Here is a 12,628-nt window from a genome sequence, read left to right as displayed (position 1 = left end):
GAAACATGAAACGAATCATATTGATCACAGGCGGACAGCGTTCGGGCAAAAGCTCTTTTGCCGAGAATATGGCTCACGAGCTGACCTCATCGCCCGTGTACATGGCCACAGCCAAAGTATGGGACGATGAATTCAGGGAGAGAGTGCGGCGCCATAGGGAAAGGCGGGGCGGCGAATGGACCAACATCGAGGAAGAGAAAGAGCTGAGCCGCCACGATGTAACGGGCAGAGTGGTTGTGATAGACTGCGTCACGCTGTGGTGCACAAACTTCTTCACCGACTCCGACGCGCACGTATCGGAAGCGTTGGAAGCCGTAAAAAACGAATTCGACCGATTCACCCGGCAGGAAGCTACATTCATCTTCGTGACCAACGAAATAGGACTCGGAGGTGTTTCGACCAATCGCCTGCAACGAAAGTTCACCGACTTGCAAGGCTGGGCAAACCAGTATATAGCCGCGCAAGCGGATGAAGTGTACCTGATGGTGAGCGGCATTCCCCTGAAAATAAAACAGACGCCTTAAACCGACGGCGTAAACCGACGATAAAAAAGAAAACTTTATGAGAACTTTTCAAATCCGCAAACCGGACAATTCGATCAAAGAAGCGCTGAAGCATAAAATCGACTATCTTGCCAAACCCAAAGGAGCTCTCGGACGCCTCGAGGAGATAGCTTTCCGGATCGGATTGATTCAGCAGACTCTTTCGCCCCGGTTAAACCGGCCATACAACATTCTCTTCGCCGCCGATCACGGAATTGCGGACGAAGGAGTAAGCCTGTCGCCCAAGGAAGTGACCTGGCAACAGACCTGCAACTTCCTTCGCGGAGGGGCGGGAATCAACTTCTTATGCCGGCAGAACGGCTTTAAGCTGAAGGTCGTGGACGCCGGAGTAGACTACGACCTGCCGTACGAGAAGGGGATAGTCGACATGAAAGTCAGAAAAGGAACACGCAATTTCCTGCACGAAGCGGCAATGACTCCCGAAGAGATGGAACTTTGCATCGAACGGGGAGCGGCGTGCGTAGACTCCGTGCATAGCGAAGGATGCAACGTGGTGAGCTTCGGAGAGATGGGAATAGGCAACACTTCCGCCTCTTCGTTGTGGATGGCCTCTTTCACCGGAATACCTTTGGAGCGATGCGTGGGTGCCGGAAGCGGACTGGACGAGCGGGGCATCAGCCGCAAATACGAGATTCTGAGGAAGTCGATGGAAAACTATCCGGGCCCCCACAGCACCGAAGAAATTCTTTGCAGGTTCGGCGGATACGAAATGGTGATGGCTGTAGGCGCCATGCTCAGAGCCGCCGAACTGAAGATGGTTGTCCTTGTAGACGGGTTTATCATGACCAGTTGCATGCTTGCGGCATCCCGCCTCTACCCGGAAGTGAAGGAGTACGCCCTCTTCGGACATCAGGGAGATGAGGCCGGACATAAGCTTCTGTTGGACTATCTGGGCGCACATCCTCTGCTGAATCTCGGTTTGCGTCTGGGAGAAGGAAGCGGCGCCGTTTGCTCCTACCCCATCGTAGAATCGGCGGTAAAAATGATCAATGAGATGGACTCATTCGACGGAGCGTCCATCAGCAAATACTTCTAACCTCTTTAAGACAAGCAGAAACAATGAACAACATCCTTGCCGCACTGACGTTCTTCACCCGGTTGCCCTTCTGGAAAATCAAGCAAGTTCCGCAGGAGAGCTTCAAGCATCTGGTAAGCTACTGGAGCATCAGCGGATGGCTCACCGGAGGTATCATGGGGTTGGTATTTTGGCTTTCGGTGCATGCTTTGCCCGTAGGAGCCGCCATCATGCTCGCCTTCACTGCGCGGCTGCTGGTTACCGGGGCTTTACACGAAGACGGGCTGGCGGATTTCTTCGACGGATTCGGCGGGGGAAGAGACCGCGAGAGCATTCTCCGGATTATGAAAGACTCGCACACAGGCAGCTACGGCGTGCTGGGCCTCATCGTTTACTTCCTGCTTGCCTGCAATCTGCTGACGGCCTTACCCGCAAGCATGACGCCGTGGATATTGCTCGGCGGCGACGCCTGGAGCAAGTTCACCGCTTCGCAGCTGATCAACTTCCTGCCTTACGCTCGCAAAGAAGAAGAGAGCAAAAACAAAACCGTATATACGCGGATGAGTGTCCGGGAGATTGCTTTGTCCGCCGCCGGCGGAGTCTTGCCTTTGTTGCTTCTCCCGCCGCTTTATTGGGTGGCGTGCCTGCTTCCGGTTCTCACCTTCTCGTTTCTTGTGACGTTGTTCCGGAAAAAGCTGCAAGGGTATACCGGCGACTGCTGCGGAGCGACGTTTCTGCTCTGCGAACTCAGCTTCTGGCTGGGAATCGTTTTCATTTATTACTCACAAATATAGCTTATGAATATCTATCTCATCAGACATACTTCGGTAGATGTGCCGAAAGGAATGTGTTACGGACAGTCCGACGTACCGCTGCGCTCCACGTTTGAGGAAGAAGCGGCGGCGGTGAAAGCCGGTATCGCCTCCATCGCTTTCGACCGCGCGTACACCAGTCCGCTCTCCCGATGCACGAGACTTGCCGAATATTGCGGTTTCGCCGATGCCATCCGCGAACCACGCGCCATGGAAATCGACTTCGGAGACTGGGAGATGAAGCTTTTCGACGAAATCGACGACCCGAATCTTCAGCGGTGGTACGGCGATTATGTAAACGTGAGGGCGACCAACGGCGAATCGTTTGCCGACCAATACAGGCGCGTATCGGCTTTTTTGCAGGAAGTCCGCCATCGGGAAGAAAGGAATACCGTTGTCTTCGCCCACGGGGGAGTGCTGAAGTGCGCCCAGATTTATGCCGGAATGGTGCGTCCGGAAGAAGCCTTCAACGAGATTACCCCGTATGGAGGAATGGTCAGGTTGGAATTTTAAGAAACGACATCCTGCAAAATTAAAGGTGAAGGCAAGGTTCGCGCGCTCCTTCACGCGGCATCCGCTACCCCCTTGCCCGTGTGTACAGCAAAGCCACAGGCAGCCCTTTCCCGATGCCCGTTTCTTATGCTTGCCCCACCATCATATCGCCATTATGACTGTTCTGAGAAAAAGCGTCGACACCACCATCAACACTTCCGAACGGAAATTGACGGCAATGCCCGTGCGCATATCGGCGGTCGTAAGCAAGCGGTCGTTCGTTCCGATATAAGGTTTCTCAAACAATTCGCCGAAATAATGGTGAGGTCCGCCGAAGCGACAGTCGAGTATGCCCGCCAAAGCCGCTTCGGGATAACCCGAATTCGGACTTGCATGCTCCTTTCCGTACCTTTTTACAAACGGCAACAACGAGAGCCTTCCGACGGAAAGAATCATCAGAAAAGCGGTGAGGCGGGCGGGAATGTAATTGGCGGCATCGTCGATGCGCGCGGCAATCCGCCCGAACAGCAGATAGCGTTCGCTGTGATAGCCTATCATAGAGTCGAGCGTGTTGACCATCTTGTATGCCATCGCACCGGGAACTCCCAAAAGCAGAAACCAGAACAGCGGAGCGATGACACCGTCGCTCAGGTTCTCCGCCAACGTTTCAAGAGCGGCGGCACGCACTTCCTGCGCCGAAAGTCGGGATGTATCGCGCCCCACGATACGCGCAACCTGTACGCGTCCCTCCTCCGGCGAACGGTCGACTGCCTCGAAAACCATCCGCACTTCCTTTGCCAGCGTAGTCCCTGCCAGACAGAAGAACAAACAAAAGATATCGAACAAATACCCCAAAGGAGCAAGCGAAGAGGAGAAAAGCAGTCGCTCCGCTCCCCAAACGGCGAAGTAGACCAAAAGGATAAACGTTGCAGCCATCAGTCCGCCCTTCAGCATCCGGTGGCGCCCCTTATTCAGAAGTTTCTCTCCCGCAGCGATCATCTTGCCGAACCCAACCACCGGATGAGGCAAAGAAGACGGGTCTCCCAGCAGGCGGTCGAGCAACCACGCAGGCAAAAAAGTGCCTGCCACGCTATATAAAGCCGTTATATCTATCATTTTTTCAACCGATTTTCAATCATTCTTTTATTGTTGAGGTGGCAAAGCGGTTAAACCTTCTCTTCCAACCTTCAAAAAAACACTCAGGTTTCGATGCTGTTTTAGTAAAACGGAAATTTCGTTTCTATCCCCAAAGAGGTTCTGTTTCATTTAAACAGAGGCTCTACTTTACTCAAATAGAGCTTTTGTTCCACCCGAACAGAGCTTTTGTTCCACCCAAACAAAGCCTTTGTTTTACCCGAACAGAGCCTCTGTTCTTACACTCCTCAGCATCCGTTCGCCCCGCACCCCCGCAAGCTTGCCGGACAATATTCATACTCCTCTATTTATTCGTCCGCTCCGTCCGCCTCACATCCTTCCCCATTGCCCGACGGCCTCCACCAGACGATCGTTCTCTTCGGGCGTCTGCGCCGCTATCCGGAAGAAACGTTCGTCGAGCCCTTCGAAGTTCGACGCGTCACGGATGAGCATGCCGTGTTCTCCGGCAAGATACTCTTTCAAGGCGGACGCCTTCCCGATACGCAACCGCAACAACATGTAATGCGTGTCGGTGGGCCATACTTCCACCAGCCCGGTGGCGGCGAGCCGTTCCGCCAGACGTTTGCTTTCGTCCAGCAGAGCCGGAACGTCGGCAGCGATCCGGTCTCCTTCGTCGAGCAGGAAATGCCCCGCCTCGATTGCAAGAGCGTTGACCGACCAAGGCATGCGATGGCTGCGTATCCGAACGACAAGCGATTCGCTGGCGGTGAAGTATCCTATCCGCAGTCCCGGAACGGCAAACTTCTTCGTCATCGAATGAATCAACACCACATTCGGCATTGTCGCCGCCTCTTTCATGGTAAACAACGGTTCGAGGGTGAAGTATTCGTACGACTGGTCGATAACGAACAAGCAGTCGGGACGCGACAGGATGAGCTCTTCCAGCAGCCTTTTCCTGCGAACCTCGCCGGTGGGATTGTTGGGATTGCAAATCCATACCAGCCCCGCCTCATCGGGCAAAGCCTCCGGCGAAAAGAAAGGTTTCACCCTGTGTCCGTGCAGGCGGCAGGCATCGGCGTATTCGCTGAATGTGGGCATAAGCACCGCCGACGTCTGCGAACGGAAAGTCTGGGCAATCAGATAAATGGCTTCCGTCGCCCCGTTGGTGACGCAAACCTCCGCAGCCGAAAGCCCGTACTTCCGGGCAATCTTCTCTTCGAGCGAGTAGGGTTCCGGTTCGGGATAAGCGGTCGTCACCTCCAACCGCTCCGACAGGCGGCGGTAAAGTCCTGAATGATCGACCCGGTTGTACACATTCGAACTGAAGTTGCTTACAATCCGCCCGGCATATTTATACAAATCGTCTCCGTGTCCCTGAATCATGGTTGCTGCAATATTTCGTAAAGCCGGCGCAAATCGAGGTGACTGCGCACGTGCTCCGCCAGTTTATCATACTGTTCTTCCTTGAATGTCCGGTAGTCGAATGCCGGACGATCGAGCTTTCCGGCATAAGGTTCGAGCAGAAAGTCGATAAACTCCCTGTTGTCGAGGATGCCGTGAATATAGGTTCCCATACATTTCCGGCCGGCACGATAGCCGTCTTCCCGTCCGTCGGAAAGGATATTGAGCGGCGATGCGGGAAATCCTGCGGCAGGTTCCGTCCGTCCCATATGTATTTCGTACCCCCGGCAAACCGCTGAACGGCCGTCGAAACCGAACTCTACCTGACGAGTGACCTTTTCTCCGTGCATGACGGTGACTACGGGCAGCAACCCCAAACCCGGAAGCCGGGCGAAACTCCCCTCCACTCCGTCGGGATCGGCGACTTCCAATCCCATCATCTGATAGCCTCCGCAAATCCCCAACACCGTCACTCCTTCGCGATGAGCTTTCAAAACAGCCTGAGCCACACCGTTACGCCGCAGTTCGTACAGGTCGTCGAGCGTATTCTTGCTTCCCGGCAGAATGATGATGTCGGCTTTGGAGAGCTCGCTCACATTGTTGGTATAGTACAGATGCACCCGCTCGTCGCGCTCCAGCACGTTGAAATCGGTAAAGTTGGAAACATGCCTCAGCAGCACCACCGCCACGTTGATCTTTCCTGCCAGCGCTTCCCTGTTCTTCTGCTCCAGCACCACCGAGTCTTCGTCCTCGATGCTGATTCCTTTATAATAAGGTATCACGCCCAGCACCGGCACTCCGCAAAGCTCCTCCATCATCCGTACGCCCGACTCGAACAGACGGATATCTCCCCTGAATTTGTTGATGATTATTCCCTTGATGAGCTTCCTGTCTTCGGGCGTCTGAAGCATGACGGAGCCGTAAACGCTGGCGAAAACCCCTCCACGGTCGATGTCCGCCACCAGAATCACATCGGCGCCGGCATACCGTGCCATAGGCAGATTCACCAGATCGCTCTCACGAAGATTGATTTCGGAAACGCTTCCCGCCCCTTCCATCACAATGGGATTATAGCGTGCCGCCAACCGATCGTAAGCCTGATGCACTGTTTTTCTCAGCTCTTCGCGCCCTTCGCGGCGGAAATACTCGTAAGCGTTGCGGTCGCCGATGGGTTTTCCGCACAGCACCACCTGCGACGTATGTTCCGAACTGGGCTTCAGCAGCAACGGATTCATGTCCGTATGGCAAGGAATGCCCGCCGCTTCCGCCTGTACCGCCTGCGCCCTGCCGATCTCCAGTCCTTCGGGTGTGGCGTATGAATTGAGCGCCATGTTCTGTGCCTTGAAAGGTGCGGGATGATAGCCGTCTTGCTTGAAGATTCGGCAGAGAGCCGTCGCCAAAACGCTTTTTCCCACATCGCTTCCCGTTCCTGCCAGCATCACGGGCCTGAGTTTTTTATTCTTCATTTTATCTTTTCCTTTTATCATGCGGGGAGGCAACGAAATACATTCCCCGATTCATAAGTTGCATTCTCAATCGTCAGCCGTGCAGCAAACGATAAACTGCGAAAAGAGTTTCCCATCAACCCTCTTCTTTTCCGGCACAACGCGATTTGTCCGACAACCCTTTCCGCTTATAGCCGAAACGCCGCCATTTCTCTTCCGGCCATTGGCGGCTATACATTTCGTAACGCGCCATAACGAAAAACAGATCGGAAAGACGGTTGACAAAGCTCAGCACCAACGGCGGCAACGGATCGTTCCGATGGAGAGTGCAGAGCCGCCGTTCGGCACGCCGAGCCGTGACACGCGCCACCTGCAAGTGCGCGGAAACCTGTGTTCCTCCGGGCAGAATAAAATAACCGTTGTCTTCCATGCTCGCGTTCATCCCGTCCATCGCTCGTTCGAAGTCCGTCACCAGACCGGGACGGAGCGTGTTCGGATTCCGGTCCCTTTCGGCGGAAGGCGTAGCCACGAGGCTCATCATCGCCATGAGCTCCATCTGTATTTCATAAAGCAGCTCGTGCCATTCGTGTTCTGCGGGAAGGAGCGAGCGAACCACCCCGATCTCCGTATTCAACTCATCCAGCGTACCGTTGGCTTCAATTCGTACATCGTCTTTATCCACCCGTTCGCCACCGAAGATTCCTGTTTTCCCGGCATCTCCCGTCCGGGTATATATCTTTTTCATACTTCCCAAAGTTTCATTAAATCCGACTCTCCCCAATAAAGATGCGCATAACCGGCAATCAGGTTCTTATACCGGTAAAGCGGCGTGTCCACCGTATTTCCCCTCGCGTCGGTCGCCACGGCAATCGAAGCGGGCGGTTGTCCGGGCGATACGGAAGAGTAATGAAACTCATGCCCTTTCCATATCTGTCCGCCTGCGCGAATGGTACGGTATCCCAGTCGCAGCTTCATATCCTCCATCGTGGCCTGCTGATGCAGCAAGCCGACCATCGGGTAATCTTTTCCGTCCATGCCGCGAATGCTGTCGCAAAGATACATCATCCCGCCGCACTCCGCCAGCATGCGCCCGCCCGCTTCCACATACGCCCGCAGCCCCCTCTTCAGCGATTCGTTGTTTGCCAGACTCTCCAAAAAGAATTCGGGATAGCCGCCCGGCAAGTAGACAAAGTCGGCTTCGGGCAACGCCTCGTCTGCCATGGGACTGAAGAAAGTCACCGTTCCCCACTCTTCCAGACGCGCCAGATTCTCACGATAGATGAAGTTGAACGCCGCGTCGCGGGCTACGGCAATACGCATTCTCCCCGCTTTCGGGCAACGGGCTTCTTCGTTTGGAACTTCCTCCACAGAGGCCGAGGCGATAGTTTCCAAATTTGACTGTTCTCCCACAGAGGGCAGCACTGCCATACTTCCCGCCTTTGGCTGTTCCACCACAGACGATGCTGCGATAGTTCCCGCCTTTGGTTGTTTCACCACAGAAGCCGATGCGATACTTTCCGTCTTAGCCTGTTCCGATACAGAAGCCGCTAAGATAGTTTCCACCTTTGGCTGTTCCGACACAGACGATGCTGCGATAGTTCCCGCCTTTGGTTGTTTCGCCACAGAAGCCGATACGATACTTTCCGTCTTAGCCTGTTCCGATACAGAAGCCGCTAAGATAGTTTCCACCTTTGGCAGTTCCGTCACAGAAGCCGATGCAATAGTTTCCGCCTTTTGCCGTTCCACCACAGAAGCCATAGACGAAGAGCATGACCGCAACAGCCGGTCTACATCCACGCTCTGCCGGATGGACGCCGCCACCTTCCCGGCAAACTCGTCGAACCGATATGTCGCGTCCAGCGTCAGCCCCAAATGGCGGGAAGGTACTTCCAACTCTTTCAGGCGGGGGAGGTAACCGAAGCATTCCACTCCCACATCCTCGCACGCTTGGCAAAGGAAAGAGAAGTGACGCTCGGAAGCCACTTGGTTGAACACCGCTCCGGCAATGCGTATAGCCGGATAGAAATGCTTGAATCCGTACAGAATGGCGGCTACGGTGTAAGCTGTGGAGCGGGCGTCGACCATCAGCACCACGGGGATGCCGAGCAAAGCCGCGATGGACGCGCTGCTTCCCCGCATGCCTTCGAATCCGTCGAACAGGCCCATGACGCCCTCCGTCACACACACATCCGCATCCGACGCATACTTCGCGTAGATTTGCTTCAGATGCTCTTCGGAAGCCAGCCAGCTGTCGAGATTGACCGACACTCTGCCCGAAGCCATCTCGTGATATTTCGTATCGATGTAATCGGGGCCGCATTTATAAGGCTGCACGGTCAGCCCCCTGTCGCGCAGCAGACGCAGCAGTCCCGTCGTAAAGGTCGTCTTGCCTCCTCCCGAAGCTGAGGCGCCTATCAATATTTGAGGAATTCGTCTCATCTTTCCTTTATCGCTTTCAATGTATCGATGGGGTTATGGTAGTCCACCGCCAGCCGAACCGCTTCGGTCAACCGCATGCGGCAAGCCGTCGCTCCCCGTTCGAAAGCCGCGCGGCTCTCCTCCGAGACGGAGTTGAACACAATGGTTCCTCCCGCAGGCAATACCGTATCTATCTTTTCCATCATCTCTTCGAGCCTTCCGCCATGCCCTCCGATGAAGACGGCATCGGGAACAGGATACTCCGTCAGCGGCATTTCCATGAAGTCGCCGATTACGACACCGATACCGGGACAGCCGAACCGGCGGCTGTTTATCTCCATCAACCGCTTCCCCGCCTCGCGCTTTTCGAAAGAAACCACTTCCAGACGGGGAAATTGCAATTTCGCTTCAATCGAAACCGAACCGGTACAAAAACCCACGTCCCACATCACGCGCTTCTCCCGCAAGTCCAACAGGCTCAACGACAGCAGACGGACGGGCATCTTGGTAATCATCTTCGACCGCCCGTCGAGCAGCTCGAAGCGTTCTTCGGAAATGCCGAAAGGACGTTCACGGACCGACGTGCGGCGCAGAATCACGCAATTGGGCATCGCAAACGAACCTGCCGCAGCCTCCTCTACGGAATACTCCGCCACCCGCTCGTTCTCGTTGCCCAAGCATTCGCCCACGATGATCCGGTAATTATCGTATCCGTACTCCTTCATCCGCGAAGCGATAGCGGCAGGCGTCTTCTCCCGGTCGGTAAGCGAACCGATAAGCGCTTCGCCCGAAATCAACGCTTCGTCCAAAGCCTTCCACGGGCGTCCCGTAAGCGAGATGGCGCGCATATCGTGATAAGCCAGCAGCGAACGGTGAGCCAAGAGCTGCAATGAGTTGAAAGCGGGATACACTTTCACCGCCGCTTCGGGAAGTTTGCGCATCACCGTATTGGCAAATCCGAAAAACAACGGGTCGCCCGAAGCGAACACCACCACCTCTTCGTAGCCCGCATAGCGGCGAAACACATCGTCGAGCGGAACGGTTATGTCTATCCACACCGCCCCTTCGGGCAACAATCCGCCCACTATCTCATGATGCCGCTTGCCGCCCGAAAACACACGCGAGCGGGCAATCAGCCTCTCTATCTCTTTGCCGAAGAAAACCTCCCGGCTGTCCGTTATTCCTATGATATGAAATTTCTGCATCGATGGTTCTTCCTGTCACTTTGGGGATTTTCTATTCCTTACACGTCTCTGCCCGGACGAAGCGAACGGGCATCGTCGAAACAAAGTATCGCGTTGACCAGCGTAGCCGCCAGATTGCTTCCTCCCCTCCTGCCTTCGACAATGATTTTAGGTACATCGGCAAACGTCTTGATCATGTATTTCGACTCCTTCACATGCACGAACCCCACCGGAGCGGCAATCACTCCTGCGGGACGCGCTTTCCCTTTGCGTATCCGGTCGCAAAGCTCCATCAGGGCCGTAGGTGCGTTTCCGAAAACGTACAGCGCGTCGGGATGCTCTTCCACCGCCAGCCGAATCGCCTCTTGCGTACGGGTAGTGCCGTGCCTGCGCGAGAGTTCCGCCACCCGCTCGTCCGAAAGATAGCATTTCACCTCCACGCCGAGCCGTTGCAACGCTCCCTTGCGTATGCCTGCCGCCGCCATCGTCACATCCGTCACGATGGTGCGTATCTTTCCCGCCGCAATCTCTTCGTGCAGACGCTCCACCACTCCCTTGTCGGTGTAGAGCAAATCCTCCATCGCAAAGTCCGCCGTGGTATGAATGGCGTGAAACAATGCCCACTTACGGTCGAGGTCGATCGCTTTGTTCCGCATTTCCGACTCGATGCGGCGGAAGGAGTCCGTCATGATCTCCTGCCCTTTCCCCACTCCCGCCTGCGACTGCTCGCGATAGTAACCGCGGGGAGTAATCATCTTCGTGTCGAAGCGGTACGTCTGCGAGTTGCCGATGAGAATCACCGTGAACATATCCACCTCTTCGGGGTCGAACGCTTCCAGCGTAGTCACCGTCACCCGTTCTTCTTCCCGTCCCGCCTGACGGACGTAGCCCACCGGAGTTTCGGCAGAACGCGACCGGAGAAAGATCTCCTTCAGCCGGTGCAACTGCCAGTAGCGTCCCTCACTCTTGGGATTGTACACCGCCGTCACGAAGTCCGCCGCTGCTGCCGCTTCAATCCTTTTCTCTATAATTTCCCACGAAGTCATCAGGTCGGACAATGAAACGACGCAGAAGTCGTGACCGATGGGCGCGCCAAGCAAGGCCGCCGCCTTCTGAAACGCGCTGATGCCGGGAAGCACCGTCACCCCGACTTCACTGCCCCGCTCGCGCTTCATCTCGTAAATCAGCGGAGCCATTCCGTAAATCCCCGCGTCGCCCGAACTGATGACGCAGACGCGCCGTCCCTTCTCGGCATATTCGAATGCCAGTTGGGCACGTGCTTTCTCACGCTTCATGCCCGTGTCCACACATTCCGTTCCCTCGGCGAGCAGCGGAGTGATGAACCGGAAATAATATTTGTAGCCAATCACCACATCCGACGCCTTCAACGCCTGCACCACCGCCGGCGTAATATCTTCTTCACCGCCCGGTCCGATGCCCGCCACGATGATATGAGCCTTATCCATATTGTTTTCTGTCATATCCGTTCATTGTATAGCGTCCCAAAGATACGGATATTTCGCAGATACGGCTTATTTTTTCTGCCTAAACTTTTGGAAGGGAAACACAGTTTGGCTACTTTTGCCCGACTTAAAAAAACAACCTTAGAAATTCTTAATAGTATGGAACAAAACATGACCTCCCTGCAATTGCCCCATGATTTCGGCTTTTGCATGACCGGCGACTGCGAACGCAGCAACCGTTGCCTGCGGCATCAGGCATGGCTCCTGACCGATGGGCAAAAGCCTTTCCTCTCGGTGCTAAACCCCCGACACATCACCTCCGCATACGGAAGCGCGTGCAATTATTTCATCCCGTACGAGAAACAACGCTTTGCCAAAGGGATGCGGCACATCTACGACAACCTGCCCACCAAGCAGGCCGAGCAAATCAAAAACGGCATGCTACGCCGCTTCGGAAAGACACGTTACTACCGCTTCTACCGCGGCGACCAGTTCATTTCTCCCGAAGAGCAACGATACATCAAAGAGCTGTTCGAGGCCTGCGGCATCGCCGAAGAGCCCTGTTACGAGAGCTACCACGAAGATTATCTGTGTCCGCCCCGCATAAGGAACAAGTACGAATGACCCGGCGGCGTACACCGTAAAGCCGGTCGATGAAGAGCCGGAGAAGGGACTATATATACCTACGGTAGTTTCCCACTGGGGAAACAAAAGTTTCCCGCTTGGGAAAATAAAGTTTC

Annotated in this window: 12 protein-coding genes and 1 pseudogene; 5 read left to right on the top strand and 8 right to left on the bottom strand. The window is 55.0% G+C overall.

What is annotated here, in order from left to right; genetic code table 11:
* Positions 1-5: 5 nt before the first annotated feature.
* Genes cobU through cobC form a run of 4 tightly spaced genes read left to right on the top strand, consistent with a single transcriptional unit; the run spans position 6 to position 2,903 of the window.
* Positions 6-524 carry a bifunctional adenosylcobinamide kinase/adenosylcobinamide-phosphate guanylyltransferase gene (gene cobU, locus C234_RS0105910; RefSeq protein WP_021646198.1) on the top strand — a complete coding sequence of 173 codons (519 nt, stop codon included), beginning with the start codon at positions 6-8 and terminating at the stop codon, positions 522-524.
* Positions 525-561: 37 nt separating this feature from the next.
* The gene (gene cobT, locus C234_RS0105905) at positions 562-1,599 is read left to right on the top strand and encodes a nicotinate-nucleotide--dimethylbenzimidazole phosphoribosyltransferase (RefSeq protein ID WP_027325013.1); all 1,038 of its coding nucleotides are present in this window, start codon (positions 562-564) and stop codon (positions 1,597-1,599) included.
* 23 nt (positions 1,600-1,622) lie between these two features.
* Positions 1,623-2,372 carry an adenosylcobinamide-GDP ribazoletransferase gene (locus tag C234_RS0105900; protein WP_027325012.1) on the top strand — a complete coding sequence of 250 codons (750 nt, stop codon included), beginning with the start codon at positions 1,623-1,625 and terminating at the stop codon, positions 2,370-2,372.
* Between the two features lie 3 nt (positions 2,373-2,375).
* Positions 2,376-2,903, top strand: a complete 528-nt coding sequence (cobC, locus tag C234_RS0105895; RefSeq protein ID WP_021646201.1) for an alpha-ribazole phosphatase — start codon at positions 2,376-2,378, stop codon at positions 2,901-2,903.
* A 141-nt stretch (positions 2,904-3,044) separates the two neighbouring features.
* On the opposite strand, the gene cbiB is transcribed toward cobC, so the two are convergent.
* The 8 genes and pseudogenes from cbiB to cobJ all read right to left on the bottom strand — a co-directional run bounded on the left by cbiB (position 3,045) and on the right by cobJ (position 11,891).
* A complete protein-coding gene (cbiB, locus tag C234_RS0105890) occupies positions 3,045-3,998 on the bottom strand; it encodes an adenosylcobinamide-phosphate synthase CbiB (protein WP_027325011.1) in 954 nt (317 codons plus the stop codon).
* A gap of 348 nt (positions 3,999-4,346) precedes the next feature.
* On the bottom strand, positions 4,347-5,360 hold the full coding sequence (locus tag C234_RS0105885; RefSeq protein WP_027325010.1) for a threonine-phosphate decarboxylase: 1,014 nt from the start codon (positions 5,358-5,360) through the stop codon (positions 4,347-4,349).
* Complete coding sequence (locus tag C234_RS0105880) at positions 5,357-6,844, bottom strand: cobyric acid synthase (protein ID WP_034537057.1); 1,488 nt, start codon at positions 6,842-6,844, stop codon at positions 5,357-5,359. The genes C234_RS0105885 and C234_RS0105880 overlap by 4 nt, the downstream gene beginning before the upstream one ends.
* 115 nt (positions 6,845-6,959) lie before the next feature.
* Positions 6,960-7,568, bottom strand: a complete 609-nt coding sequence (locus C234_RS0105875) for a cob(I)yrinic acid a,c-diamide adenosyltransferase (RefSeq protein ID WP_027325008.1) — start codon at positions 7,566-7,568, stop codon at positions 6,960-6,962.
* Positions 7,565-8,143, bottom strand: a complete 579-nt coding sequence (locus C234_RS17985) for a type 1 glutamine amidotransferase family protein (protein WP_034537061.1) — start codon at positions 8,141-8,143, stop codon at positions 7,565-7,567. Before C234_RS17985 ends, C234_RS0105875 begins: the two co-directional genes overlap by 4 nt.
* Before the next feature lie 402 nt (positions 8,144-8,545).
* Positions 8,546-9,262 (bottom strand): annotated as a pseudogene (locus C234_RS17055) (cobyrinic acid a,c-diamide synthase CobB); the annotation flags it as partial.
* Positions 9,259-10,446 carry a bifunctional cobalt-precorrin-7 (C(5))-methyltransferase/cobalt-precorrin-6B (C(15))-methyltransferase gene (locus C234_RS0105865; RefSeq protein ID WP_027325007.1) on the bottom strand — a complete coding sequence of 396 codons (1,188 nt, stop codon included), beginning with the start codon at positions 10,444-10,446 and terminating at the stop codon, positions 9,259-9,261. The pseudogene C234_RS17055 and the gene C234_RS0105865, both read right to left, overlap by 4 nt.
* A 38-nt stretch (positions 10,447-10,484) precedes the next feature.
* Positions 10,485-11,891 carry a precorrin-3B C(17)-methyltransferase gene (cobJ, locus tag C234_RS0105860; protein WP_027325006.1) on the bottom strand — a complete coding sequence of 469 codons (1,407 nt, stop codon included), beginning with the start codon at positions 11,889-11,891 and terminating at the stop codon, positions 10,485-10,487.
* A 156-nt stretch (positions 11,892-12,047) separates the two neighbouring features.
* Here cobJ and C234_RS15940 point away from each other — a divergent pair, with 156 nt between their 5' ends.
* Positions 12,048-12,512: a DUF6078 family protein gene (locus tag C234_RS15940; RefSeq protein ID WP_052001872.1), complete on the top strand. Its 465-nt coding sequence runs from the start codon at positions 12,048-12,050 to the stop codon at positions 12,510-12,512.
* The last annotated feature ends 116 nt before the right edge of the window (positions 12,513-12,628 follow it).

It is taken from the genome of Bacteroides pyogenes DSM 20611 = JCM 6294, from assembly GCF_000428105.1.
Taxonomy (GTDB): Bacteria; Bacteroidota; Bacteroidia; order Bacteroidales; family Bacteroidaceae; genus Bacteroides; species Bacteroides pyogenes.
Note: the sequence above shows the minus strand (reverse complement) of the source record. Positions and strands in the feature narration are given on the sequence as shown.

Excerpts from the sequence above, each read along its gene's own strand:
- cobC (WP_021646201.1), top strand. The coding sequence starts at position 2,376 with ATGAATATCTATCTCATCAGACATACTTCGGTAGATGTGCCGAAAGGA.
- C234_RS17985 (WP_034537061.1), bottom strand. The coding sequence starts at position 8,143 with ATGCGTATTGCCGTAGCCCGCGACGCGGCGTTCAACTTCATCTATCGT.
- cobT (WP_027325013.1), top strand. The coding sequence starts at position 562 with ATGAGAACTTTTCAAATCCGCAAACCGGACAATTCGATCAAAGAAGCG.
- C234_RS15940 (WP_052001872.1), top strand. The coding sequence starts at position 12,048 with ATGGAACAAAACATGACCTCCCTGCAATTGCCCCATGATTTCGGCTTT.
- C234_RS0105885 (WP_027325010.1), bottom strand. The coding sequence starts at position 5,360 with ATGATTCAGGGACACGGAGACGATTTGTATAAATATGCCGGGCGGATT.
- C234_RS0105900 (WP_027325012.1), top strand. The coding sequence starts at position 1,623 with ATGAACAACATCCTTGCCGCACTGACGTTCTTCACCCGGTTGCCCTTC.
- C234_RS0105880 (WP_034537057.1), bottom strand. The coding sequence starts at position 6,844 with ATGAAGAATAAAAAACTCAGGCCCGTGATGCTGGCAGGAACGGGAAGC.
- C234_RS0105875 (WP_027325008.1), bottom strand. The coding sequence starts at position 7,568 with ATGAAAAAGATATATACCCGGACGGGAGATGCCGGGAAAACAGGAATC.
- cobJ (WP_027325006.1), bottom strand. The coding sequence starts at position 11,891 with ATGGATAAGGCTCATATCATCGTGGCGGGCATCGGACCGGGCGGTGAA.
- cbiB (WP_027325011.1), bottom strand. The coding sequence starts at position 3,998 with ATGATAGATATAACGGCTTTATATAGCGTGGCAGGCACTTTTTTGCCT.
- C234_RS0105865 (WP_027325007.1), bottom strand. The coding sequence starts at position 10,446 with ATGCAGAAATTTCATATCATAGGAATAACGGACAGCCGGGAGGTTTTC.
- cobU (WP_021646198.1), top strand. The coding sequence starts at position 6 with ATGAAACGAATCATATTGATCACAGGCGGACAGCGTTCGGGCAAAAGC.